Annotated in this window: 17 protein-coding genes and 1 pseudogene; 7 read left to right on the forward strand and 11 right to left on the reverse strand. The window is 72.8% G+C overall.

Annotation, left to right across the window (positions count from 1 at the left end):
• Nucleotides 1–5 precede the first annotated feature (5 nt).
• From LDL48_RS31310 to LDL48_RS31325, 4 genes are read right to left on the reverse strand one after another with little or no spacing between them, the layout of a single operon-like run.
• Complete coding sequence (locus LDL48_RS31310; protein ID WP_225258728.1) at nucleotides 6–1628, reverse strand: acetolactate synthase; 1623 nt, start codon at nucleotides 1626–1628, stop codon at nucleotides 6–8.
• Nucleotides 1629–1668: 40 nt separating this feature from the next.
• Nucleotides 1669–3492: an Hsp70 family protein gene (locus LDL48_RS31315; RefSeq protein ID WP_225258729.1), complete on the reverse strand. Its 1824-nt coding sequence runs from the start codon at nucleotides 3490–3492 to the stop codon at nucleotides 1669–1671.
• A gap of 27 nt (nucleotides 3493–3519) precedes the next feature.
• The gene (locus LDL48_RS31320; protein ID WP_225258730.1) at nucleotides 3520–4113 is read right to left on the reverse strand and encodes a hypothetical protein; all 594 of its coding nucleotides are present in this window, start codon (nucleotides 4111–4113) and stop codon (nucleotides 3520–3522) included.
• Between the two features lie 41 nt (nucleotides 4114–4154).
• A complete protein-coding gene (locus LDL48_RS31325) occupies nucleotides 4155–4928 on the reverse strand; it encodes an enoyl-CoA hydratase/isomerase family protein (protein ID WP_225258731.1) in 774 nt (257 codons plus the stop codon).
• 72 nt (nucleotides 4929–5000) lie between these two features.
• Here LDL48_RS31325 and LDL48_RS31330 point away from each other — a divergent pair, with 72 nt between their 5' ends.
• The 3 genes from LDL48_RS31330 to LDL48_RS43830 are packed head-to-tail and all read left to right on the forward strand — an operon-like array spanning nucleotide 5001 to nucleotide 6987.
• The gene (locus tag LDL48_RS31330) at nucleotides 5001–5465 is read left to right on the forward strand and encodes a DUF6232 family protein (protein WP_225258732.1); all 465 of its coding nucleotides are present in this window, start codon (nucleotides 5001–5003) and stop codon (nucleotides 5463–5465) included.
• A gap of 56 nt (nucleotides 5466–5521) precedes the next feature.
• Nucleotides 5522–6064 carry a PAS domain-containing protein gene (locus LDL48_RS31335; RefSeq protein ID WP_225258733.1) on the forward strand — a complete coding sequence of 181 codons (543 nt, stop codon included), beginning with the start codon at nucleotides 5522–5524 and terminating at the stop codon, nucleotides 6062–6064.
• Entirely contained in the window at nucleotides 6061–6987 is a 927-nt protein-coding gene (locus tag LDL48_RS43830; protein WP_308016512.1) for a methyl-accepting chemotaxis protein, read from the forward strand. Before LDL48_RS31335 ends, LDL48_RS43830 begins: the two co-directional genes overlap by 4 nt.
• A gap of 3 nt (nucleotides 6988–6990) precedes the next feature.
• On the opposite strand, the gene LDL48_RS31345 is transcribed toward LDL48_RS43830, so the two are convergent.
• From LDL48_RS31345 to LDL48_RS31355, 3 genes are read right to left on the reverse strand one after another with little or no spacing between them, the layout of a single operon-like run.
• Nucleotides 6991–7896, reverse strand: a complete 906-nt coding sequence (locus LDL48_RS31345; protein ID WP_225258734.1) for a ribokinase — start codon at nucleotides 7894–7896, stop codon at nucleotides 6991–6993.
• A gap of 10 nt (nucleotides 7897–7906) precedes the next feature.
• Complete coding sequence (locus LDL48_RS31350; RefSeq protein ID WP_255629496.1) at nucleotides 7907–8740, reverse strand: ABC transporter ATP-binding protein; 834 nt, start codon at nucleotides 8738–8740, stop codon at nucleotides 7907–7909.
• 41 nt (nucleotides 8741–8781) lie between these two features.
• Nucleotides 8782–9960 (reverse strand): ROK family transcriptional regulator, encoded by a 1179-nt coding sequence (locus LDL48_RS31355; protein WP_225258736.1) that lies wholly within the window; start codon nucleotides 9958–9960, stop codon nucleotides 8782–8784.
• A 238-nt stretch (nucleotides 9961–10198) separates the two neighbouring features.
• Between LDL48_RS31355 and LDL48_RS31360 the strand changes: the two genes are divergently transcribed.
• From LDL48_RS31360 to LDL48_RS31370, 3 genes are read left to right on the forward strand one after another with little or no spacing between them, the layout of a single operon-like run.
• A complete protein-coding gene (locus tag LDL48_RS31360) occupies nucleotides 10199–10678 on the forward strand; it encodes a hypothetical protein (protein WP_225258737.1) in 480 nt (159 codons plus the stop codon).
• Between the two features lie 5 nt (nucleotides 10679–10683).
• On the forward strand, nucleotides 10684–11112 hold the full coding sequence (locus LDL48_RS31365) for a thiol-disulfide oxidoreductase DCC family protein (protein WP_225258738.1): 429 nt from the start codon (nucleotides 10684–10686) through the stop codon (nucleotides 11110–11112).
• Nucleotides 11093–11851 carry a TetR family transcriptional regulator gene (locus LDL48_RS31370; RefSeq protein WP_372472221.1) on the forward strand — a complete coding sequence of 253 codons (759 nt, stop codon included), beginning with the start codon at nucleotides 11093–11095 and terminating at the stop codon, nucleotides 11849–11851. Before LDL48_RS31365 ends, LDL48_RS31370 begins: the two co-directional genes overlap by 20 nt.
• A gap of 297 nt (nucleotides 11852–12148) precedes the next feature.
• Here LDL48_RS31370 and LDL48_RS31375 read toward each other — a convergent pair whose 3' ends face one another.
• A complete protein-coding gene (locus LDL48_RS31375; protein ID WP_225258739.1) occupies nucleotides 12149–17113 on the reverse strand; it encodes an NAD-glutamate dehydrogenase in 4965 nt (1654 codons plus the stop codon).
• Nucleotides 17114–17343: 230 nt separating this feature from the next.
• Here LDL48_RS31375 and LDL48_RS31380 point away from each other — a divergent pair, with 230 nt between their 5' ends.
• Entirely contained in the window at nucleotides 17344–19290 is a 1947-nt protein-coding gene (locus tag LDL48_RS31380; RefSeq protein WP_225258740.1) for a penicillin-binding transpeptidase domain-containing protein, read from the forward strand.
• Nucleotides 19291–20853: 1563 nt separating this feature from the next.
• On the opposite strand, the pseudogene LDL48_RS31385 reads toward LDL48_RS31380, so the two are convergent.
• The 3 genes and pseudogenes from LDL48_RS31385 to icmA all read right to left on the reverse strand — a co-directional run.
• A pseudogene (locus LDL48_RS31385) lies at nucleotides 20854–21757 on the reverse strand (arginase family protein); the annotation flags it as partial.
• Between the two features lie 12 nt (nucleotides 21758–21769).
• Nucleotides 21770–22714 (reverse strand): tetratricopeptide repeat protein, encoded by a 945-nt coding sequence (locus LDL48_RS31390; RefSeq protein WP_225258741.1) that lies wholly within the window; start codon nucleotides 22712–22714, stop codon nucleotides 21770–21772.
• 81 nt (nucleotides 22715–22795) lie between these two features.
• Nucleotides 22796–24463, reverse strand: coding sequence for a coenzyme B12-dependent isobutyryl-CoA mutase large subunit (gene icmA / locus LDL48_RS31395; RefSeq protein ID WP_225258742.1), 1668 nt, complete (start codon nucleotides 24461–24463; stop codon nucleotides 22796–22798).
• Nucleotides 24464–24471: the final 8 nt, after the last annotated feature.

The raw sequence follows: 24471 nt of genomic DNA on the forward strand, positions 1-24471 counted from the left end.
CCGGGTCAGGCCAGGTTCGACGAGCGGGGGTACGCGTCCGCCGGGTCGGTCAGCACGTTGACCAGGTAGGGCACTCCGGAGGCGAAGGCGCGCTGCAGCGCGGGGCCGAGGTCCGCGGGCTTCTGGACGGTCTCGCCGGCCCCGCCCAGCGCCCGCACCACGTCGTCGTAGCGCAGGCCGGGCTGCAGGTCGGCGGCCACGTCGTAGCCGTACATGGCCTGCATGGGGTGCTTCTCCAGGCCCCAGATGCCGTTGTTGCCGACCACGATGACCACCGGCAGCTTCTGCCGGACCAGGGACTCGACGTCCATCAGGGAGAACCCGGCGGCGCCGTCGCCCATCAGCACGCAGATCTGGCGGTCCGGGTACGTGACCCGGGCCCCCATCGCGTAGCCCATGCCGGTGCCGAGGCAGCCGTACGGTCCCGGGTCGAGCCAGGTGCCCGGCCGGGCCGGCTCCAGGTACCGGCCGGCGTACGAGACGAAGTCGCCGCCGTCGCCGATGGTGACCGCGTCCGGGGCCAGCACCTTACGCAGCTCGCCGTAGATCCGGGCCGGCCGGATCGGGTCGGTCTCGGCGGCCATCGCCTCGGCGTCGCGGGCCCGGCCGGCGTCCTCCGCGGTACGCAGTCCGTCCACCCAGTCGGCGTGGTCGGCCCGCTTGCCGCCGAAGTCGGCCAGCGCGGTGAGGATCAGGCGCAGGTCACCGGCGGGCGAGACGGCGGTCTCGACGTGCCCGGCGCGCTGGCTGGGTGCGTCCACGATGTGCACCACCTGGGCGGCGCCGAACTCGCCGAAGCCGAGCCGGAAGTCCAGCGGCGTGCCGATCACCGCGACCACGTCGGCCTCGCTCAGCGCGGGACGCCGCGCCTTGGCGAACGCCAGCGGGTGCCCGGGTGGAAGCGCGCCGCGCCCCATGCCGTTGGTGAACACCGGGACGTGCAGGGCCTCGGCGGCGGCCCGGAGCGCGTCCACCGCGCCGCCGGTCCAGACGTCCGATCCGGCGATGATGACCGGCCGCTCGGCCTCGGCGAGCAGCGTGGCCGCCCGGGACACCTGGTCCGGGTCGGCCGCCTGCGCGGGCAGCTCGGGCGCCACCGGGGCGGGTGCGTCCTCGCTGGAGAACAGCACCTCCAGCGGCAGGTCCAGGAACGCCGGGCCGCGGTGCGCGGTGAGCGCGGCGGTCAGCGCGGCGGCCACCTCGCCCGGGATCGAGGCGGTGTCGGTCACCGTGGCGGCGTACTTGGTCACCGACCGGACCAGCGGGATGTGGTCGATCTCCTGCAGGCTGCCCGAGCCCCAGCGGAACGCGGGTGCCCGGCCGCCCAGCACCAGCACCGGCGAGGCGTTGAAGAACGCGCTGGTCAGGCCGGAGATGCCGTTGGTCACGCCGGGGCCGGCGGTGAGTACGGCGAGCCCGGGCCGGCGCTGCAGCTTGGCCACCGCCTCCGCGGCGAACACCGCGGACTGCTCGTGCCGGACGTCGTAGATTCCGAACCCGGCCTTGTGCGCGGCGTCGTAGATCGGGAACACGTGTCCACCGGAGAGGGTGAACATCTCGGTCACGCCGTACGCCCGCAGCGCCGCCAGCGCCAGGTCGCCGCCGTGGCCCTCGATCATGTCCGCCATGCCCACTCCCGCCGTCGCGATCGTCAAAGATGAATCGGTCTCACCCTAGCGACAGTCCGAGGAAACGTGCGATGTCCGAGACGACGTGGCGCGCGTCGTCCGCGATGGAGTCGCCGTTGCCGTAGCCGTAGGCCAGCACCATCGCCAGCAACGGCACCGCGACCAGCGCCACCAGGCTCACCAGAACCTGAAGGAACCGCAGAAACCGGCGGGGCCGGCGGGGGCGCTTCGGGCGCGGTGCGGGCGGTGCGGGCCGGGGCGCCGTCGCCCGGGCGGCCGGACGCCCCCCGGACACCGGACTCGTTCCCGACACCGGGCGCGCCGCGGAAACCGGACTCGTCCCCGACACCGGACTTGTCCCCGAAACCGGCCGGGCTCCCGACACCGGCCGGGCTCCGGACACCGGCCGGGCCGCGGACGTCCCCCGGGCCGACGGGCGGGCCGGCGAGACCGGACGAGTCGGCGGCGGCTCGCTCCGGTTGCCGGACGACCGTTCGTAGGAGGGAGGCCAGGACGGCTCGTCCGCCACGATCGTCCGGCTCGGATCCGGCGTCCAGGTCTCCGGCACGGCGTGCGGCCACGGGTCCACCGCCGGGCGCAGCGCCGTGCCGTCGGTCCGGGACGGGACCGTGTCCTGGTCGTCCACCGAGGGTTCGGCGGCCGGCGGCGGCACCAGGGACGCGGCGGGCACGCGTACCGTCTCGCTCTCCTTGCGCCGGGCCGACACCAACCGCAACTCCGCGGTCGGGCCCGGCGCCGCGGCCCCGGTCGCGAGCAGGGCCGCATCCGCCAGGATGCTGCCCTCGGCCACCACCAGCTCGGGCTGTTCGATCACCACCGGCGCCTCGTCCAGCGCGCGGTGCAGCAGCGTCGCCACCAGCGGGATCCGGCTGGCGCCGCCGACCAGGAAGACCCCGGCCAGCCGCCCGTCCGGCAGGTCGGCCCAGCGCAGCAGGCTCCGGGTGACCTGCACGGTCTGGTCGAGCACCGGCCGGGCCAGCTTCTCCAGCTCGTCCCGGGTCAAGTGCACCTCGCGGTTGACCAGCGGCACCACCAGGTCGGCGGACTGGGTGCGGGACAGCCGTTCCTTGGCGACCCGGACGTCGTCCCAGAGTTGACGCTGGGCCCGGCGCTCGGCCACCGTGGTCGGTTCCAGCAGGCGGGCCCACTCCGGCTGGTCGGCGAAAAGTGTGCCCAGATGGGCAACGACGGCGGCGTCCACGTCCAGCCCGCCGATGTCGTCCCGGCCGTCGACCGCCAGCACCTCGAAACCCTCGGCGGTACGCGCCACCACGCTCGCGTCGAACGTGCCGGCACCGAAGTCGTGCACCACCACGACCGACCCGATCGGCACGTCCCGGCCCAGCACCTCGGCGAAGTAGGTGGCCGCGGCGACCGGCTCGGCGACCAGGCGGGCACCCTCCAGCCCGGCCCGGGCGGACGCCTCGGCGAGCAGCGTCCGGCGGGCCGCGCCCCAGGTCGCCGGGCAGGTCAGCGTCACCTCGGGGCGGACCGGCCCGACCGCGCGGTGCCACTCCTCGGCGACCCGGGCGAGCACCCCGGCGATCAGGTCGACGACCGGCACCTCGCGGTCGGCGAGCAGCACCTCACCGTCGTCGATGCGCCGCTTGGGATTCGGCTCGAACCGGGCCGGGTCGATCCGGGAGCTGTGCACGGCGTCCCGCCCGACGAGCAGTTGCCCGTCCGGTTCGGCGTACACCGCGGACGGCAGCAGCGGCGAACCGTCGATCAGGATGGGCCGCGCCCGGCCGTCCGGCCAGCGGGCCACCGCCACGGTGTTCGAGGTGCCGAAGTCCACGCCGAGGGCGTGCCGCTTCTTCGGCGTACCCGGGTCGATGGACATGGGGCTGAGTGTAGGCGGTGTCCGGCCTCAGTTGATCTGCCAGCGCAGGTCACCGTCGTCGTCCCGGACACACCGCACCCGCCGGTCGTCCGCGGTGAGGCCGCGGGCGCCCGCCGGTTTGCACCGGTCGCCGACCTCCACCGGGCCCTGCACGGTCTCGTCCGGCACCGACGGCCCGACCAGGCCCGGCCGCGTGCTGGTCAAGGTCGGCTCGGGCGCCGGCTCCGGCGGGGCGATCACCGGGTCGGCCGGCGGATCGTCCGCCGGGGCGGCCGGCGTGGTCGGCGGTGTGGTCGCGGTCGTGGTGCCGGCCGGTGGCGCGGCCAGCGGCTTCGGTGGGCGGGTGGACGAGGCTCTGGCGCGGGGGGTGCGCGACGTGGCGACCGGATCCGGCCCGGCGGTCGTGGACGTCCGCACGGTCGGCGGGAGGCTCACCGCGGGAACCACCGGCGAGTGCCGGATCAGCGGCTCGACCGGCGCGGCGGCCCGCGGGCCGGTCTCCGGCGGACCGAACGTGACCCAGCCGATCACCCCGCACAGCAGGGCCTGACCGGTCGCCAGGGCGATGGCGACCCGCACGGTGCGGCGCACGGGGGGCGTGCTCGCAACCGGTTCCGTCACACCGGCGAACTGTATGGCAATCCGTCAATCTCCGCGAGACCCTAACGACCGGTGAACCGCGGCTTACGCTTCTCCACGAACGCGGTCGTGCCCTCCACCCGGTCCGCCGTGGCGAACAGGCCCGCGAACAGCTGACTCTCCCAGGCCAGGCCCGAGGCGAGATCGCGGTCCAGGCCGCCGTCGACCGCCAGCTTGGCGGCGCGCAGCGCCAGGGCCGGACCGGTGAGGTACGGCCGGAGCAGCTCCACCGCGACCGGGTACACCTCGCCGGCCGGCACCACCCGGTCGGCGAGACCGATGCGCAGGGCCTCGTCGGCGTCCACCATGCGGCCCGAGAAGATCAGGTCCTTGGCCCGGGCCGGGCCGATCAGGCGGGCCAGCCGCTGGGTGCCGCCGGCGCCCGGGATGAGGCCCAGTTTGATCTCCGGCTGACCCAGTTTCGCGTCCTCGGCCACCACCCGCCAGTCGCAGGCCAGCGCGAGTTCGCAGCCGCCGCCCAGGGCGTACCCGGTGATCGCGGCGACGGTCGGCTTGCCGATCCTGGCGACCGCGTCGAACGCCGCGGACAGTGCGGTGGCCCGGACCGTCATCTCCGGGTAGCCGATGCTGGTGAACTCGGTGATGTCGGCCCCGGCCGCGAAGACCTTCTCCCCGCCGTACACCACCACCGCGCGGATCTCCGGGTCGGCCACCGCGGCCTCCGCCGCCGCCCGCAACTCCTCCTGCACCTGGGTGCTCAGCGCGTTCATCGGGGGCCGGGTCAGCCGGATCGTGCCAATGCCGTCGGTGCTCTCCAGAGTCACGAACTCGCCCACGCGCGTCGCCTCCCTCTCAGCGGTTCCGGTCAGCCTACGACCGGGTACGTAAGGTGGGTGGAGGGAGGCGGGATGATCACCTACTACCGGGACCGGGACGTGCTGGTCACCTCGACCGGCGTCCGGATGGGCGGCCGCGAATACCGGCTCGGCGACCTGCGCCAGGTCTGGCACCGCCGCGGCCGGCGCTCCTGGACCCGGGTGGCCGGGCGGGGCGCGCTGGGCCTGGCCATCCTCGCCCCGGTGGCGATCGGCCTGATCGGCATCGGCGTGGCCGTCCTGATCCACGCGTCCACCGGCACCACCGTGGCGCTGGTCGGCGGCGGCATCCTGATCGGCCTGGCCGCCGCGCCGCTGGCCGACTTCCTGCTCGAGCACGTCGACCGCTCCTACGACCGGGGCAGCCGCTGCCTGGAGATCTGGGCCCGGATCCGCGACGGCGAGGTGCTGCTGCTGCGCACCGACGACGCGCAGCGCTTCGGTCAGATCTATCGGGCCCTGCAGCGTGCACTGGACAGCGGGTCCGTGCCGCGTTAGCCGATTTCCGGATTTCCCCGCGCCGACCTCACCTGATCACTCACGATCAGAAGACAATGAACACCACCCAGGTACGCCCCACAGGCATCGAGCGCACCTTCGGCGACGACGAGATCATCGTCACGAAGACCGACCTCCGGGGCATCCTCACCTACGCCAACGACGTCTTCCTGCGCATCTCGGCACTCACCGAGGACGAGGCGATCGGGCAGCCGCACAACATCATCCGCCATCCGGACATGCCCCGGTCCGTGTTCAAGCTGCTCTGGGACACGGTCAAGGACGGCCGGGAGTTGTTCGCGTACGTGGTGAACATGGCCTCCGACGGCGCGCACTACTGGGTGCTGGCACACGTCACGCCGTCGCTCGACGCGGACGGGAAGGTAGTCGGCTTCCACTCCAACCGGCGCCGGCCGGACCCCGCCGCGGTCACCGCGGCCGCCGAGTTCTACGCGCAGCTGCGCGCCGAGGAGCGCCGGCACGACAGCTCCCCGGCCGCGCTGGACGCCTCCTGGACGATGCTCCAGCAGGCCCTGGCCGCACGCGGTCAGACATACGAGGAGTACGTCTGGGAGCTGACCAACGGAGGCAACCCGTGATCCGGCGTACCGCGAGTGGCCACCCGTCCACACCGGACCAGGCCGTGGCCCTGGACCGGATCGCCGAGGTGTGCCGCCGGGCCTCCGCCGGCGACCTCGAGGTGCGGCTCGAACCGCTCGGCGACTCGGAGGCGGCGATCGCCACCCGGACCGCGCTGAACGGTCTGCTGGACATGGTCGACGCGTTCGTCCGGGAGTCCGGTGCCGCCTCCGAGGCCGCCGCCGAGGGCCGCTTCCACCGCCGGTTCCTGACCCGTGGCATGCGCGGCGTGTTCCGCCTCGCCGCCGAGCAGATCTCCGCGTCCGGCGCCGCGATGCACACCTCGGCGGAACGGGTGACCGAGGCGGCCCGCTCCCGGCTGGCGCTCGCCGACGAACTGGAGTCGGCCGTGCTCACCGTCTCCGAGCAGGTGGCCACGGCGGCGACCGAGATGGGCTCGTCCGCGAACGGGCTGAGTGACTTCGCCCGCGACGCGGTCGCCGACGCGGAGCGGGGCCTGAGCACGGTGACGTCGCTGCGTACCGCGTCGGACCAGATCCGGCGCGCGGTCGACCTGATCAATCAGGTGGCGTCGCAGACCCGGCTGCTCGCGCTGAACGCCACCATCGAGGCGGCCCGGGCCGGCGAGGCGGGCCGCGGCTTCAGCGTGGTGGCCGGCGAGGTCAAGACGCTGGCCAACGAGACCAGCAGCTCCAGCGAGGAGATCATGGGCCAGGTCACCACGGTCCAGCAGGCCGCGGCGGACGCGGTCGGCGTGCTGGAGGCGGTGACCGACAGCATCCGCGAGATGGGCACCCTGGTGAGCGGCATCGCGGCCGCGGTCGACGGCCGCCACGACTCCGGGCTGACCGGGCTGTCCCAGCTCGCCGAGGTGCTGCGGTCCGAGGTGCACCGGTTCGTGTCCACCGCCCGCCAGGCCTAGAGCTCAGCCGGCGGCGTAGAGCGCGTCGATGTCGGCCCGGCCGGGCAGGGAGTTGCTGGCACCCACCTGGCGCACGCAGGCCGCCCCGGCCGCGTTGGCCCAGCGCACCGCGTCCACCACGTCCCGGCCCTCGCCCCAGGCGACGGCCAGGGCGCCGGTGAACGCGTCCCCGGCGGCGGTGGTGTCGGAGACGTCCACCCGGAACGGCGCCACCGTCTCGTTGCGGCCGTCGCGGTCGGCGTACCAGGAGCCGGCACCGCCCAGCGTGAGCACCACCCGGGGCACCAGGCGCAGCAGGGCGTCCAGGTCGGGCTCCGCGCGGCCGGTCAGGGCCTGCGCCTCGCCCTGGTTCACCACCAGCAGGTCCACCGCGGCGAGCAGTTCCGGCGACAGCTCCCGGGCCGGCGCCGCGTTCAGGATCACCCGGGTGCCGCCGGACCGGGCGGCCCGGGCGGCCGCGGTCACCGTGGCGTCCGGGATCTCCTGTTGGCAGAGCAGCACGTCGGCGGCGGCGATGGCGGCGGTCTCCGCATCGGTGAGGTCGGCGAACGTGCGGTTCGCGCCGGGGCTCACGATGATCGAGTTCTCGCCGGCCCGGTCCACCATGATGATCGCGACCCCGGAGTCGCCGTACGCCGTGCGCAGGTGGGTGGTGTCGACGCCGGAGGCGCGGAGCCGGGCGTCGATGGTGACGCCGAACGCGTCCGAGCCGATCGCGCCGAGGAACGTGCACCGGCCGCCGGCACGCGCCGCGGCGATGGCCTGGTTGGCGCCCTTGCCGCCGGGGGTCATCACGAAGCCGTCGCCGAGCACCGTCTCGCCGGGCCGCGGCAGGCGCTCGGCCAGGCCGACCAGGTCCATGTTCGCGCTGCCCGCGACGACGATCCGCGGTGGCGTGCCGTCGGCCATGGTGTCTCCCCTACGCGGCCCGGGCCGTGTACCGGTCGCCCGTGCGCTGCACCACCAGGGGTAGCCCGAACGTCTTCGACAGGTTCTCCGCGGTCATCGTCTCGGCCAGCAGGCCGGCCGCCACCACGGTGCCCTCGCGCAGCAGCATGGCGTGGGTGAAGCCGGGCGGGATCTCCTCGACGTGGTGGGTGACCAGGACCATGGCCGGTGCGTCCGGGTCGGCCGCCAGCTCGCTGAGCCGGGCCAGCAGCTCCTCGCGGCCGCCGAGGTCGAGCCCCGCGGCCGGCTCGTCCAGCAGCATCAGCTCCGGATCGGTCATCAGGGCCCGGGCGATCAGGGTGCGCTTGCGCTCGCCCTCGGAGAGGGTGCCGAACTCCCGGTCCACCAGCGGGCCCATGCCGAGCTGGTCGAGCAGCGCCCGGGCCCGGCCCTCGTCCTGCGGGTCGTAGCTCTCCCGCCACCGGCCGACCACCGACCACGCCGCGGTGACCACCACGTCGAGCACCCGCTCGGCCGGCGGCACCCGCTCGGCGAGCTGGCCGGTGGAGAGGCCGATCCGGGTCCGCAGCTCGTTGACGTCGGTGCGGCCGAGCCGTTCGCCGAGCACGTACGCGGTGCCGCGGGACGGGTGCAGGCGGGCCGACGCGAGGTTGAGCAGCGTGGTCTTGCCGGCGCCGTTCGGGCCCAGTACCACCCAGCGCTCGTCCAGTTCGACCTGCCAGGTCACGTCGCGGAGCAGATGGCTGCCGCCGCGGATGACGCTCAGCCGGTCGAAGGCGATGACGGTGTCGTCGTCCGGCGGACGGGGTACGGGAACAACAGCTTCGAGCACCCGTCCATCCAACCACGCACCGGTCGGGGGCCTCGCGACGGCCGCCGCGTGCCTCACCCGGTGGTCGAACCGAACACCTCGTCACGGACCGCGTCCAGCGCGGTGCGCAGCGCGCCGTGCAGCACCGGCTCCGCGGCCACCCCGGTGACCGTCACCTTCGGTGCGACCAGGGTGATCGCCGCGACCTCCCGCTCGACCCGTTCGGCGAGCGCGGTGCCGCCGGCCTTGCCCACCTCGCCGGCCAGCACCACCAACGGCGGATCGAGGACCACGCAGGTGGCGGCCACGCCGAGCGCGAGCCGGCCGGCCAGCTCGTCCAGCACCGGCTCGCCGGCCTCGCCCGCGGCCACCGCCGCGCGCACCACGTCGGCGCCCTCGGCACCGCGGAAGCCGTGCTGCCGGCCGATCGCCTTCGCCGCCTCGCCGCCGACCAGGGCCTGGAACGCGCCCCGCACGCCGCGCCGGGACACGTTGCGCGGCACCTCCGCACCCGGCACCGGCAGCCAGCCGATCTCCCCGGCGGCGCCGGTCGCACCCTGGTGCAGCCGGCCGTCGATCATCGTGGCCAGGCCGACGCCGCGGTCGACCCAGATCAGGACGAAGTTGTCGACGCCGGCGGCCGCGCCGCTGTGCGCCTCGGCGACCGCGGCCAGGTTCACGTCGTTGCCGAACGACACCGGCGTGCTGAGGTCGCGGCGCAGGTCGTCGAGGAGCCCGCGGTGCCAGCGGGGCAGGTCGTACGCGAAGGAGATCTCGCCGCTCTTCGGGTCGACCAGGCCGGGCGTGCCGAGCACCACCCGGCGTACCGACGCGGTGTCGGTGCCGGCCCGGGCCGCGGCCTGGACCACCGCGCTGTGCACCACGCCGACCGGGTCGTCGGTGTCCTTGGTGGACTGCTCGACCCGGCCGACGACCGCGCCGGTGATGTCCGCACAGGCGGCCACCACCAGGTCCGGGCCGACGTCGACGCCGATGACGTGGGCGCTACCGGGAGTCACCGCGTACAACTGCGCGTTGGGCCCGCGGCCACCGGCCTGCTCGCCCACCCGGCGCACCAGGCCGCGCTCTTCCAGGCGTTCCACGAGCTGGGAGGCGGTGACCTTGCTGAGCCCGGTCATCTCGCCGAGCTGTGCGCGCGTCAGCGGTCCGCGGTTGAGCAGGAGTTCCAGCGCCGCGCGGTCGTTGAGCGCGCGCAGCAGCCGGGGTGTCCCCGGGAGGCGGGAGGCGGCCATACCAAGTCCCCTAGATTTAGGATGATTTCCCATACGGATCGGCGCACAGCACGTAGCCGCAGCGTAACGGTCCTCCCACCGGTCGACTGCAGCGCGTGGCCGATAGACACCGGGCGATCATGGCAGTTGTCGGCCCCCGAGGGCCAGACCCGTCCCACGGCGGAGGACTTGAACGTGTTCAAGAATTGCCCTACGATCATGGTGACCGTAGTTGAACACGTTCAAGAAGGTGGCAGCCGTGGATCACAAGGTCTGGATGTATCTGGTCTACCTGGCGATCAGCGTCGGGCTGACGGTGTGGGTGGCGACCACGCTGTCCCGCAACGGCCTGGTCTTCCTGGAGGACGTCTTCTCCGACGCCAAGCTCGCCAAGGCCGTCAACCACCTGCTGGTGATGGGCTTCTACCTGCTCAACCTCGGTTACGTCGCGGTGGCCATGCGGTCCGGCGCGGCCGTGCCGGACACCAGCCGGGCGCTGGAGACGCTGTCCTGGAAGATCGGGCTGGTGCTGCTGGTCCTCGGGGTCCTGCACTTCTTCAACGTGTTCTTCCTCAACCGCTACCGCCGCGGGCGCCTGCGCCAGCAGCAGGGACAGCCGCCGCTGCCGCCCGCCGGCCGGCTGCCGCACCACCCGCAGCAGCCACCGGCCGCCGGCCCGCGCGGCCCCTGGCCCGGCGCGGGCGGTCCCGGCCTGTCGCCCGGCCCGGCGCAGGCCTGACCACGATGACCGCCGCACCCGCCGATCCGGTCGATGCCGGCGCCGACCGGATCGGCTCCTTCACGGTCCTCTACGACGCGGGCTGCCCGATCTGCCGGGCCGCCCGGCGCTGGCTGGCCGGCCGCGACCACCTCGTCCCGCTGGAGTTCCTGCCGGCCGGCTCGGCGCCGGCCCGGTCCCGCTTCCCCGGTCTCGACCACGGCGCCAGCCTCCGGGACCTCACCGTGATCGCGGACACCGGCGCGGTCTACGTCGGCGACGGCGCCTGGCTGGCCTGCCTCTGGGCGCTGGCCGACTACCGGGGCATGGCGGAACGGCTCGGCTCGCCGGCCCTGCTGCCGGCGGCACGCCGGTTCATCGCGGCGGCCGCAGCGGTGCGCCGGCAGACCCGGGAGGCGGACTACGGTGACGGATGTGACGACCGCTGCCGATGACGACGCCGCCGACCAGCCGACCGCGGCCCCGGACGCGGCGGGCGCGGACGCGACGGCGTCCGGCGAGGAGAAGCCGCGCCGGGCGCGGGGCGAGCAGACCCGGCAGCTGATCCTGGAGACCGCGCTCCGGCTGTTCCGCGAGCGGGGGTACGCCGAGACCACCATGCGTGCCGTCGCCAAGGAGGCGGGCGTCGCGGTCGGTAACGCGTACTACTACTTCGACTCCAAGGAACACCTGATCCAGGGGTTCTACGACCGCAACCAGCAGGCGCACCGGCTCGCCGCGCAGGCGGTGCTCGACGCCGAGAAGGACTTCGCCGCCCGGTTACGCGGCGTGCTGCACGCGGGTATCGACGTCAACCAGCCGTATCACTCGTTCGCCGCCACGTTCTTCAAGACCGCGGCCGAACCGTCCTCCCCGCTGAGCCCGTTCTCCCGGGAGTCGTCGGCGGCCCGGGAGGCGGCCATCGCGATTTTCCGGGACGTGGTGGAGGGCTCCGGCGCGAAGCTCGACCCCGAGCTGCGCCGTGAGTTGCCCGAGCTGCTGTGGCTGGGCTGGATGGGCGTGGTGCTGTTCTGGGTCTACGACCACTCGCCGGAGCAGCGCCGGACCCGGCGGCTGATCGACGGCGCGGTGCCGCTCATCGACCGCCTGGTCGCGCTGTCCCGGCTGCGCGTCCTGCGCCCCGCTCTGCGCCAGGTGCTCGCCCTGATCGACACCGTACGTTCTGACGATTGAATTAACTGAGAGTAACCATCGCCTAATCCCCGCGCGTGCTTTCCGCCCGGCCGTGGGGGGAAGTTCGGATCTGTTGCCCGAGTCTGGCCAGCCGAACGGCCAATTCCGGTACGCAGTGCTTCCGGCGCCCGCCGGTCACCACGTAGCGTTACGCCCCGGTAGGTGATCCTGGGGACGTCGTGGGGATCCCGGGCTTCGGGACCAGTTCGAGATCCCCACGACAGGTAACAGTGCGCCGGGCACCTCGCGATCTCGGGAGCGGTCAGCGAGGTGTCCGGCGCACGCCGTACCGGCAGGTCACACCGCGGCGGACGTCTTCACCAGGGTGCGGATCTGGCGCAGCAGCACGGACAGGGCGGCCAGGTCGGCCGGCGAGTCCTCGACGTCACCCATGGCGTTGCCGGCCCGGGCGATCGAGGCGGCATTCACCTGTTCCCACTCCGACACCCGGTCCTCGGGAGCACTGTCCGGCGGCGTCGAATGCAGCACCTCGGCGGTCAGCCCGGCGAGCGCGGAGTACAGGTCGTACCGCAACGCCATCCGGGCCAGCGTCTGCCACCGGTCACCCCGCGGCAGCTGGGATATCCGGGACAACAGCAGATCGATCTGGAACCGCTCGGAGATGACGAAGTAGACCTTCGCCACCTCGGTGACGTCCTGCCCGGTCGCGGTCGCCGTCTCGAGGATGTCGAACAGGCCGAAGCCGTACACCACCCGGCAGAGCGATTCGGCCAGGTCCGCCGGGATGCCCCGCTCGGTGAACTCCACCGCCGTCTCGGCCATCGACTCGCGTTCCGCGCCGACCAGCACCTCCGGCAACTGCGCCAGCAGCGAAGCCACCCCGGGCCGCAGCCGGGCGATCTCGCCGGCCACGTCGATCGGCGAGCGCCGGTTGCTGACCAGCCACCGCACCGCCCGGTCGAGCAGCCGCCGGGTCTCCAGGTAGACCAGCGTCTGCGCCCCGGTGGGCACCCGGTTGTCCAGCGCCTCCGCCCCGGCCCACAGCTCGGGCAGGCCGAACACGTCGCGCACCACGACGTACGCCCGCACCACGTCGGCCGCGGACGCGCCGCTCTCCTCCATCGCCCGGAAGACGAACGACGTGCCGCCGCCGTTGACCACCTCGTTCACCACGGCCGTGGAGATGATCTCTCGGCGCAGCCGGTGCCCGGCCATCCGCGCGGCGAACCGCTCCCGCAACGGTGTGGGGAAATACCCGGCCAGCACGTCGGTGGTCCAGGCCTCGTCGACCAGCGGATCCGCGAGCACCTCGCGCTCCAGACCGATCTTGACGTACGCCAGGAGCACGGCGAACTCCGGCGGGGTGAGTCCCTCGCCCGCCTCGTACCGGGCGGCCAGTTCCTTGTCCGTCGGCAGCGCCTCGAGTTCCCGGTTGAGCTGCCCGCTCTTCTCCATCGCGGTGAGCATCCGGCGGTGCACCGGCAGCAGCGAGTGGGCCTGGGCCCGGGCGTTGCCGAGCGCGTTCGCCTGCTCGTAGTTGTCCCGCAGCACCAGCGCGGCGACCTCCTCGGTCATCGCGGCCAGCAACTCGTCGCGCTCCCGGAGGGTCAGTTCGCCGTCGGTGACCGCGCCGCCCAGCAGGATCTTGATGTTGACCTCGTGATCGGAGCAGTCCACGCCGGCCGAGTTGTCGATGAAGTCGGTGAAGATCCGGCCGCCCGCCGGCTCCTCGCCGGCCCCGGCCGGCCCGCCGAAGCGGGCGAACTCGATCCGGCCGTGCTGGGTCAGGCCCAGGTTGCCGCCCTCGCCGACGACCTTGACCCGCAGGTCTCGGCCGTTCACCCGGATCGCGTCGTTGGCCTTGTCGCCCACGTCCGCGTGCGACTCGCCGGCCGCCTTCACGTAGGTGCCGATGCCGCCGTTCCACAGCAGGTCCACCGGTGCGGTGAGAATCGCCCGGATCAGCTCCGGCGGGCTCACCGCGGCCACGTCACCCAGGCCCAGCGCCGCCCGGGCCTCGGGCGAGACCGGAATCGACTTGGCGGTACGCGGGTACACGCCGCCGCCGGCACTGATCGTCGTGGGGTCGTAGTCGGACCAGGACGAACGCGGCAGGTCGAACAGCCGGCGGCGTTCGGCGTACGAGGTCGCCGGGTCCGGGTCGGGGTCCAGGAAGATGTGCCGGTGGTCGAACGCGGCGACCAGCCGGATGTGCTCGGACAGCAGCATCCCGTTGCCGAACACGTCGCCGGACATGTCCCCGATGCCGACCACGGTGAAGTCCTGCGACTGGGTGTCCACGCCCAGGTCCCGGAAGTGCTTCTTCACCGACTCCCACGCGCCCCGGGCGGTGATGCCCATCTTCTTGTGGTCGTACCCGGCCGAACCGCCCGACGCGAACGCGTCGCCCAGCCAGAAGTCCTTGCTCACCGAGATCTCGTTGGCGAGGTCGGAGAACGTGGCCGTGCCCTTGTCCGCGGCCACCACCAGGTAGGGGTCGTCGCCGTCGTGGCGCACCACGTCGCGCGGCGGCACGATCTTGCCGCTGAGGATGTTGTCCGTGACGTCCAGCATCGCGGTGATGAAGACCCGGTAACAGGCCACCGCCTCGTCCCGGTCGCCCGGCTTCTGCTTGAGCACGAAGCCGCCCTTCGCGCCCACCGGCACGATCACCGCGTTCTTCACCATCTGCGCCTTGACCAGGCCGAGGATCTCGGTCCGGAAGTCCTCGCGCCGGTCGGACCAGCGCAGGCCGCCGCGGGCCACCGCGCCGTACCGCAGGTGCACGCCCTCGAAACGCGGCGAGTAGACGAAGATCTCGTACTTCGGGCGGGGCTGCGGCAGGTCCGGGATCGCCTGCGGGTCGAGCTTGAACGCGATGTAGGACTTGGGCCGCTGATCGGAACCGCGCTGGAAGAAGCTGGTCCGCAGGGTGGCGGAGATCAACGTGAGGTACGACCGCAGGATCCGGTCCTGGTCCAGGCTGTCCACGTCGTCCAGCAGCCGGTTGACCTGCTCGACCAGGTCGGCCGTCGCCCGGGCCCGCTCCTGCTCGCCCATCTGGAGCCGGGGCGAGAAACGGGTCTCGAACAGCTGCACCAGCAGCCGGGCGATCTCCGGGTAGGCGATGAACGTCGACTCCACGTACCGCTGGGAGAACACCGCGCCGGTCTGCCGCTGGTACTTGGCGTACGCGCGCAGCACCACCACCTGCCGCCAGGTGAGTCCGGCGCGCAGCACCAGCTCGTTGAAGCCGTCCACCTCCGCCTCGCCCCGCCACGCCGCGGCGAACGCGTTCTCCATCTGCGGGCGGACCTCGGCCAGCTCCCGATGGTCGTCCGGCGGCAGCAGACCGAAGTCGTACAGGTAGACCGTGCCGTCGCCGCGGCGAAGCTCGTACGGGCGCTCGTCGACCACCCGCACACCCAGCGAGTGCAGCACCGGCAGCACCGCGGACAGCATCATCGGCTCGCCGTACCGGTAGACCTTGAACCGGACGTCGTTCTCGTCCGGCTCGGCGGTGCCCGTGGTGGTCAGGTGCCGCTTGCGGTACAGGTGCATCTCCAGCTGGCCCGGCTCCTCCAGCAACTCCAGCTTGGCCAGGTCCTGGACCGCCTCGTACGGCGTGTGCCCGTCCTTGTAGCCGTCCGGGAACGCGGCGGCGTACCGGCCGAACAGGCCCTTCGCCGGCTCGTCGCCCAGCTTGCGCTCCAGCACCAGGGAGAAGTCGTCGTCCCACATCCGGGTGGCGTCGGCCAGTTGCTCGGCCAGCGCGTTCGGGTCCACCGGTCCGGGCGGATCGGCCGGGTCGGTACGCACCACGAAGTGCACCCGGGCGAGCATCCGCTCGGTGACCCGGGTGGTGTAGTCCACCCCGATGCCGTTCAGCTCGCGCAGCAGGATCTCCTGCATGCACAGCCGGTTCGCGGTGGTGAAGCGGTCCCGGGGCAGGTAGATCAGGCAGGAGATGAACCGGCCGTACCCGTCCCGGCGCAGGAACAGCCGCAGCTGCCGGCGCCCGGCCATCCGCAGCACGCCGACGACCGCCTCGTACAGGTCATCGGTCTTGATCTGGAACAGCTCGTCCCGCGGGTACGTCTCGAGGATCTGCAGCAGGTCCTTGCCGGAGTGCCCGCGCGGCGACAGGCCGGAGCGGTCCAGCACCTCCATCACCTTGCGCCGCACCACCGGCAGTTCCCGCACGCTGGTGCGGTACGCCGACGAGGAGAACAGGCCGAGGAACCGGCGCTCGCCGACCACGTCGCCCTGCGCGTCGAAGACCTTGACGCCGATGTAGTCCAGGTAGGCCGAGCGGTGCACGGTGGCCCGGGAGTTGGCCTTGGTGATCACCAGCAGCCGCTTCTCCAGCGCCCGCTGGTACGCCTCCGGGGCCAGCGAGGACAGCTTGCGCGGGGTGCCGATGCCCCGGAGGATGCCCAGCCCGGAGCCCTGCACCGCGGTCAGCACGTCCTCCTGGAGCGCGTACTCCCGGTAGCCGAGGAACGTGAAGTGATCGTGCGCGAGCCACTTCAACAGCTCGATGGTGTCGGTGACGTCCTTGTCCGGCACCGGCAGCTTCGCGTCCGAACCCCGCGCGGTGGCCAGCTCGTCCGCGATGACCAGCGCCCGCTGGCGCATGCGCGGCCAGTCCTCGACCGCGTCCCGGACGTCGGTGAGCACCCGCCGGACCTCGTTGTGCAGCTGCTCGCGGGCCTCCGGGTCACGGACCGGATCCAGCTCGATCCGGATCCAGCTCTCCACGATGTCGCCGTCGATCGCGTCGTCCGGCTCCACGTCCGCCTCGACCTGGGCGAGCGCGCCGAGCGGCTCCCGGCGCACCACGATCAGCGGATGCACCAGCAGGTGGATCTGCAGCTGATGCGCGGTGAGCAGGGCGCTGACCGAATCGACCAGGAACGGCATGTCGTCCGTCACGATCTGCAGCACCGAATGCGGCTCGCCGGAGTCCGGGGCGCTGATCGCGAGCTGCAACTGCCCGGGCAGCCGCTCGGTGGCCAGGTCGCGGTGGGCCAGCGCGGCGGCGTACATCTCCTCCGGGGTGTAGCCGACCAGTTCCTCGTCGGGGGCGAACCGCCAGAACCGGTCCACCAGCGCCGCCGTGGTGTGGTCCTCCCCCGCCAGCGCGACCGCCGCGGCGACCAGCCGCTCGGCGTTGGGCAGCGGCTCCTCGAGCTCGCTGTCCTCGGATGCACCGAGACGTCCGGTCAGAGCGAGGCCCGGGCCGGGAACAAAATCCAGCTCGGGCTCGGAATCGGTCGCTGCCTCGTCGGCGACAGCCATGCCTGGCACTCCCCTCACCCACGACGTTGTGGGTTCGACGCGTCGGAGGTCAGCCTACGGCGTGCGGCGGCGGGCGTGGCGGACGGCCGTCGGTCACGCCCAGGTCGCGAATGTGCCGTTCCTCCGCGAAATTTGATACTTGTCACCCGTGCTGGGACAACGACACTGGCTTGCTCCGATTACCGTTCCCTCAGTTTCCGAAGAACAACTACCCCCGGGAGGGAGACCTCATGCGCCGCACCCCGCAACCCGGCCGCGGCCGCCTCAGGGCCGCCCGCCGGACCACCGGCACCCTGGCGACGCTCGTTCTGCTGGCCGGTGGCCTGGTCGCGTGCGGCAGCGAAGGCCCCGGCGACACGGTGGACGCCTTCCTGACCGGGTGGAAGAGCGGTGACTTCGGCAAGGTCGGGTTCGTGACCGCGGACGGCGGCTCGATCGCCGCGGCCAAGGTGGTCGAGGAGATCGGCGCCCTCTCCGGGGACCTGCCGCAGGCGTCGTTCGTGGTGTCGACGGCCGGTGCGGCCAAGGTCACCGGCGAGATCGCCAGCGCCCCGATCAAGCTGGACTGGACGCTGCCCGGCGGCGCGCCGTGGTCGTACCAGAGCACGGTCCGGCTGACCGAGCGGGACAGCGACGGCTGGCGGGTCATCTGGGAGCCGTCGATCCTGCACAGCGAGCTGAGCATCGGCGACCGGCTGGAGCTGCGCCGGGTGCGGCCCCCGCGGGCCAACATCCAGGACGCCGCCGGAAAGCCGCTGGTGCAACTGCGCCCGACCGTGATGGTCGGGGTGAGCCCGGAGAAGATCACCGACCTGCCGAAGCTGACCACCGCGCTCGGCACGGCGTTCAAGAAGATCAACCGCACGGTCGACCTCTCCGACCTCAAGGCCCGGGTGGAGAAGGCGGACAAGGGCGCGTTCATCGACGTGGTCCTGCTCCGCCGGCCGGACTACGACAAGATCCGCGACGAGATCCGGCCGCTGGACGGCACCGTGTTCCGCGAGGAGGACCGCGACCTGCCGCCCAGCCGGGAGTTCGCCCGGGCCCTGATCGGCACGGTCGATCCGGCCACCCGCGACGACCTCACCGCCAACGCCGACACGATCAGTCAGGGCGACATGGTCGGGCACGGCGGACTGCAGCAGAGGTACGACGTCCAGCTGCGCGGCGTCGCCGGTCAGTCCGTGGTGATCGCCCGCCGGTCCGCCGAAGGCTCGGTCACCGACACGAAGATCCACACCGTCGACCCCCAGCCCGGCACGCCCATCAAGATCACACTCGATCAGCGGGTGCAGACCGCGGCGGACCGGGCCGTGGCAGCGGAGAAGCGGCCCAGTTCGCTGGTCGCCATCCGGGTCAGCGACGCCTCCGTGCTCGCCGTCGCCGAAGGACCGGACGGCGGCTCGGTCAACCACGCCATGACCGCCCAGGTGCCGCCCGGCTCCACCTTCAAGATGGTGTCCACGTTCGGCCTGCTGCAGAAGAAGCAGGTCACCCCGAACACCGTGGTCGACTGCCCGAAGACCAAGTCGGTCGGCGCGCGCCCGTTCAAGAACTCGCACAACATGGCGCTCGGCCGGGTGCCGTTCCGCACCGACTTCGCCAAGTCCTGCAACACCGCGTTCGTGAACCTGGCCCCGAAACTGGGCGCCGACGGCCTGCGCACCGCCGCCACCACCCTCGGCCTGGGCACCGAGTGGGACCTCGGCGTCAAGGCGTTCAGCGGCAAGGTGTCCGACGGCAACAGCCCGGCCGAGCTGGCCGCCGCCGCGTTCGGCCAGGGCACCACGGTGGTCAGCCCGATCGCCATGGCCAACGCCACCGCGTCGGTCGCCCGCGGTCAGTTCCAGCAGCCGAAGCTGGTCCTCGATCCGGCGCCGGGCAATCCCGCCGCGGCCGGCCCGAAACTGGACGACGCGGTGGTGGCGCCGCTGCGCGAGATGATGCGCGAGGTGGTCACGAAGGGCACCGGCACGGCGTTGCGCTCGGTCAAGGGCGGGCCGGTGCACGGCAAGACCGGCACCGCGGAGTTCCAGACCGGATCGCAGGAGACGCACGCCTGGTTCGTGGGCTGGCAGGGCGACATCGCGTTCGCGGTGATGGTGCAGAAGGGCGGGGCCGGCGCGGACGCCGCCGTGCCGATCGTCGGCCGCTTCCTGAACGGCCTGAACAGCTAGGTCCTGCTCCCGTGGGCCTCGTGAGCGCGAGGCGAGGTCCACGGGACGGAACCTGGTACGCCACGGCCGGAGGGCGGGCGCACCTGGTCGGGGCGCCGACCGGAGGGGCACTTGCGCTGGAGGCGGCCGCCGCCGGACTTTCCGTCGACCGCTGCCCCGCCTTACCCGACGCCCGGCGGGAAACCCCCGCGGTGGACGGCCGAACCGGGACGGACCACTAGGAGATGTCGGCCGGTTCCTCGGGGCCGATGTCGAACGCGGGACGCTGCACCGGCAGGGAGAACCCCTCGACCGGCGCGGGCCGCGGGCGGAGCATGCCGGGCCGGGTGGCGGGCAGCGGTTCGGAGTCCAGGAGCGGCGCGGAGCCGAGCGGGCGGGGCACGGGGCCAGGGCGCGGTTGTCCGCCGTCAGCTTCCGCTCCGCCGGGCGCTCCGGGCTCGCCGGCGAGCGGGTCGGCGTCGTCGCCGGTCCACTCCGCGGCGTCATCCGGGTCGAGCTCCGCCCTCGCCTCGGCGGGCTGGATGTCCGGGAGAGCTCCGTTCAACTCGCCCGAGGCGCCGGACCGCAGCTCGGTGTCGGCGTCCAGCTCGGCGGGGCTATCGGGCCCCAGCTCAGCATCGGAATCCGACTCGGCATCAGCAGCCAGCTCAGCATCAGCAGCCAGCTCAGCATCAGCGTCCAGCTCGGCGTCAGCGTCCAGCTCGGCGTCAGCGTCAGCAACCAACTCAGCATCAGCGTCAGCAGCCAGCCCAGCGTCAGCGTCAGCAACCAACTCAGCATCAGCGTCAGCAGCCAGCCCAGCGTCAGCGTCAGCGTCAGCGTCCAACTCAGCGTCAGCGTCAGCGTCCAACTCAGCGTCAGCAGCCAGCTCGGCGTCAGCGTCTAGCTCGGCCCGAGCGTCTAGCTCAGCGACTGCGTTCAGCTCGGCTTCGGCCAGGTCACCTTCGGCACCGGGGTAAGAGCCGACACCCAGATCGGGACCAGCACCCAGATCGGAGTCGAGGGGCAACACGGCATCGGCGACGACGACCTCGGTGCCGTGCGCGGAATCCAGCTCGGCGCCGGAGCCCAACACCGCTTCGACCACGACGACCTCGGCATCCACGGCGGAAGCCGGCTCAGCCCCGGCGATGACCACCTCGGCGCCGGTCACCGGGACCAGCTGAGCACCGACGGCCTCAGCACCCGGTCCGGAGCGCGCAGGCCTCAGCAGCCCGCCACCAGCACCGGCACCGGCACCGGCACCGCCACCAGCGCCGGCACCGGGCACCCGATCGACCGACCATCCGCCGTCGATCTCCGCGGTCGCGGCCCGGTCGCGGCCCAGTGCCGGCCGGTCCTCGTCCGGGGCGGCCGGCACCTCGTCGTCGTCCCGCATGCCCGGCATGGTGACGGCCGGCCGGACCGCTTCCTCCGGCGTATCCGGGCGGTTGCTGCCGCCGGACGTCCCGGCCACCGCCGGCGGAACCTCGTCCCGGGCCGCCCGCAGTTCCCGCACCGGTTCGGCGTCCTCGCCGGCCTCGCGCCGGGCCGCCACCAGGTCCGGCCGCGGCGCCACGGTGCGCACCGGCGCCAGGCCGGCCACCAGGGCCGACGTGATCTCCTCGGCGTGTACCCCGTCCGGGTCGTAGTCCGGGTCGAAGACGGTGATCTCCACGCCCAGGCAGTGCGGCGTGTCCACCAGGCCGGCGAGCAGCAGTTCCAGTTCGGGGAACGCGATCCCGCCCGGTGACGGCGCGTCCACCGCGGGCATCACCGCCGGGTCGAGCACGTCGACGTCGAGGTGCACCCAGTATCCGGCGCAGTCCATCAGCTGCTCGCGGGCCCACTGCGCGCTGCGTGCCGCGCCCTCCGCCCGCAGCGTCGGGACCGGGCGGGTGATGATTCCGGCGGCCTGCAGGTCGAGGCGGTACTCGTCCTGGGCCCGGATGCCCATCACCACCACGTCGATGTCGCGGTAGTACGGCCGCCTCCGCTCGATCGCGGCCAGGTCGGCCTGGCCGCGGCCGGTCACCAGGGCCAGGTCCTCGCCGGCGGCCGCGCCCACGTACGACGCGTTGCCGGGGTGCCGGAAGTCGGAGTGTCCGTCCACGAACACCAGCCCGATCCGGCCGCCGACCGCCTCGCCGAGCCGGTTCATGGCCAGGGCCGACCCGAGCACGATGGAACAGTCGCCGCCGAGCACCACCGGGAACTCGCCGGCGTCGATGATCCCGCCGATCCGGTCGGCGAGCCGCTGCGAGTAGGTCGCGATCTCGGCCGCGTGGCACACGCCGTCGCCCGGGCGCCAGTCGCCCGGGTCGTACCGCGGCGGGGTGAGGCATCCGGCGTCGCGGGCGTGCAGCCGGCTGATCAGCCCATGGTCGCGCAGGGCCCCGGGCGCCTTGGCGCACCCCGGCACCGACGTCACGGTCGGCGGGCGCAGACCGAGATTGGACGGTGCGTCCAGGATCGCGATACGGCGCATGGGCCCCGCCTTCTAGAAGAGGGCGCTGGCGAGCGCGCGTCGCGCGCCGGCCACCGCGGGGTCGTCCGGGCCGGCCACGTTGAACAGCGAGAGCAGATGCTTGCGGACGGCGTCGCGCTCGTCGCCGCTGCTGCGCTTGACCAGGGCCACCAGCCGCGCGTAAGCGTCCTCGGCCTGGCCGCTGAGCACCTCGACGTCCGCGGCGAGCAGCTGCGCGGCGATGTCGTCGGGCGCCGCGGTGGCCTTGCTCAGTGCCGTGGCGGCGTCCACCCCGGCGACCCGGCGGTACAGCTCGACCTGGGCGAGCCCGGACTCCGCGGCGTGGTCCTGCGGCGACTCGGCGAGGATCTTCCGGTACGCCACCTCGGCCGCGTCCAGGTCGCCCATCATCAGGGCGTCGTCGGCCGCGTCCAGCCGCGGGTCCTCGGCCGGCGCCACGGCGACTCCGCCGGCCTTGAGCACCGCGTCGACGTACTGCCGGATCTGCGCCTCGGGCAGCACCCCGGTGAAGCCCTCGACCAGCTGGCCGCCGACGACCGCGACCACCATCGGAATGCCCTGCACCCGCAGCGCCTGAGCGAGCCGGGGGTTGGCGTCGACGTCGATCTTGCCGAGCACCCAGCTGCCGGCGCCCTCGGCGGCGAGCTTCTCCAGGATCGGCGAGAGCTGTTTGCACGGCTCGCACCAGTCGGCCCAGAAGTCCAGGATCACCGGGGTCGCCAGCGAGCGCTCCAGCACGGTCGACTGGAAGTTCGCCTCGGTGACCTCGATGATCGTCTCCGGGCCGGCGCCCGGAACGCCGGTGGACGGGGCGGCCGACGGGTTCGACGCGGAGCCGGCCGGCGAGGCCGAGGGGGCTCCGGCGGGCGCGCTCGGCCGGGCCGGGGCCGAGCGCAGCGCGCTGAGGTCGACCGCGCCGCGGGTGAAGATCGACGGAGTGGTCCTTGGGTCGCTCATGGTTCCCTAGTCTCGCACGGTGGTGAGCCGGTTCGCCGCGCCGCCGGGCGAGTGATATCGGACGTCACAGACCGGCCGCGACTAGAAGCGGGCCGGCTCCCGGTAGATCCCCCACTCCGCCTTCAACGCGTGGCAGATCTCGCCGAGGGTGGCCTCGGCCCGGGCCGCGTCCAGCATCGCCGGGACCAGGTTCGCGTCGGTGCGCGCCACCTCGACGAGCCGGCGCAGCGCCGCGTCCACCCGTACCCGGTCGCGGTTGTCCTTGCGCGCGCTCAGCTCGCGCCGCTGTTCCACCTCGACCTCGTGCGACACCCGCAGGATCTGCAGATCCTTGGTGACCGTGCCGGTGTGCGCGTTGACGCCGACGATCCGCTTGTCGCCCTTCTCCAGGGCCTGCTGGTAGACGAACGCGGCCTCGGCGATGTGCGCGGTGAACCAGCCGTCCTCGATGCCGCGCAGGATGCCCGCGGTCATGCTGCCGTCGTGCCCCAGGTCGCGGATCCGGGCGAAGATCTCCTCCGCCTCGGCCTCGATCCGGTCGGTGAGTTCCTCCAGGTACCAGGAGCCGCCGAGCGGATCGGCCACGTTGGTCACGCCGGTCTCCTCCATCAGCACCTGCTGGGTACGCAGGGCGATCTCGGCGGACTCGTCGGTGGGCAGCGCCAGCGTCTCGTCCAGCGCGTTGGTGTGCAGCGAGTTGGTGCCGCCGAGCACCGCGGCCAGCGCCTCGACGGCCGTGCGGACCACGTTGTTCACCGGCTGCTGGGCGGTCAGCGAGACGCCGGCGGTCTGCGTGTGGAACTTCAGCCACAACGCCTTCTCGCTGGTGGCGCCGTAGTCGTCGCGCAGGTGCCGGGCCCAGATCCGGCGGGCGGCGCGGAACTTGGCGATCTCCTCGAAGAAGTCGATGTGCGCGTCGAAGAAGAAGCTCAGGCCGGGCGCGAACTGGTTGACGTCCAGGCCGCGGGCCAGCCCCAGCTCCACGTACCCGAAGCCGTCGGCGAGCGTGTACGCCAGCTCCTGCGCGGCGGTCGAGCCGGCCTCGCGGATGTGGTAGCCGCTCACCGACAGCGGCTTGTACCGGGGGATCTCGGCGGCGCAGTACTCCATCAGGTCGCCGATCAGGCGCAGGTGCGGTTCGGGCGCGAACAGCCACTCCTTCTGCGCGATGTACTCCTTGAAGATGTCGGTCTGCAGGGTGCCGTCCAGCTTGCTCAGGTCGGCGCCCTGGCGTTCCGCGGCGACCAGGTACATGCAGAAGATCGGCACCGCCGGCCCGGAGATCGTCATGCTGGTGGTGACGTCCTGCAGCCGGATGCCGTCGAAGAGCACGTCCATGTCGGCGGCCGAGTCGATCGCCACGCCGCAGTGACCGACCTCGCCGAGCGACTGCGGCTCGTCCGAGTCGCGGCCCATCAGCGTGGGCATGTCGAACGCCACGGAGAGCCCGCCGCCGCCGGCGGCCAGGATCATCCGGTAGCGCTCGTTGGTCTGCCGGGCGTTGCCGAAGCCGGCGAACTGCCGGATGGTCCAGGTCCGTCCGCGGTAGCCGGTCGGATACAACCCACGGGTGTACGGGAACTCGCCCGGCCAGCCGATCCGCTCGAAGCCGGGGTGGTCGCCGCGCGGCCCGTAGACCGGGTCGACGCTCGCTCCGGACAGCGTGGTGAAGTCGGCGTCCCGGGTGCGCGCGGCGTCGTAGCGCTGCTGCCAGCGCTCGCGACCGGCGGCGATGTCGGCTGCGTCCATGGGTGCAT

The organism is Jidongwangia harbinensis (genome assembly GCF_020216025.1).
Lineage (GTDB): Bacteria > Actinomycetota > Actinomycetes > Mycobacteriales > Micromonosporaceae > Actinoplanes > Actinoplanes harbinensis.

Coding starts and splice junctions, on each gene's coding strand:
- LDL48_RS31375 (WP_225258739.1), bottom strand. CDS start 17,113: ATGGCTGTCGCCGACGAGGCAGCGACCGATTCCGAGCCCGAGCTGGAT.
- LDL48_RS31315 (WP_225258729.1), bottom strand. CDS start 3,492: ATGTCCATCGACCCGGGTACGCCGAAGAAGCGGCACGCCCTCGGCGTG.
- LDL48_RS31345 (WP_225258734.1), bottom strand. CDS start 7,896: ATGGCCGACGGCACGCCACCGCGGATCGTCGTCGCGGGCAGCGCGAAC.
- LDL48_RS31355 (WP_225258736.1), bottom strand. CDS start 9,960: ATGGCCGCCTCCCGCCTCCCGGGGACACCCCGGCTGCTGCGCGCGCTC.
- LDL48_RS31365 (WP_225258738.1), top strand. CDS start 10,684: ATGACCGCCGCACCCGCCGATCCGGTCGATGCCGGCGCCGACCGGATC.
- LDL48_RS31380 (WP_225258740.1), top strand. CDS start 17,344: ATGCGCCGCACCCCGCAACCCGGCCGCGGCCGCCTCAGGGCCGCCCGC.
- LDL48_RS31330 (WP_225258732.1), top strand. CDS start 5,001: ATGATCACCTACTACCGGGACCGGGACGTGCTGGTCACCTCGACCGGC.
- icmA (WP_225258742.1), bottom strand. CDS start 24,463: ATGGACGCAGCCGACATCGCCGCCGGTCGCGAGCGCTGGCAGCAGCGC.
- LDL48_RS31390 (WP_225258741.1), bottom strand. CDS start 22,714: ATGAGCGACCCAAGGACCACTCCGTCGATCTTCACCCGCGGCGCGGTC.
- LDL48_RS31335 (WP_225258733.1), top strand. CDS start 5,522: ATGAACACCACCCAGGTACGCCCCACAGGCATCGAGCGCACCTTCGGC.
- LDL48_RS31310 (WP_225258728.1), bottom strand. CDS start 1,628: ATGGCGGACATGATCGAGGGCCACGGCGGCGACCTGGCGCTGGCGGCG.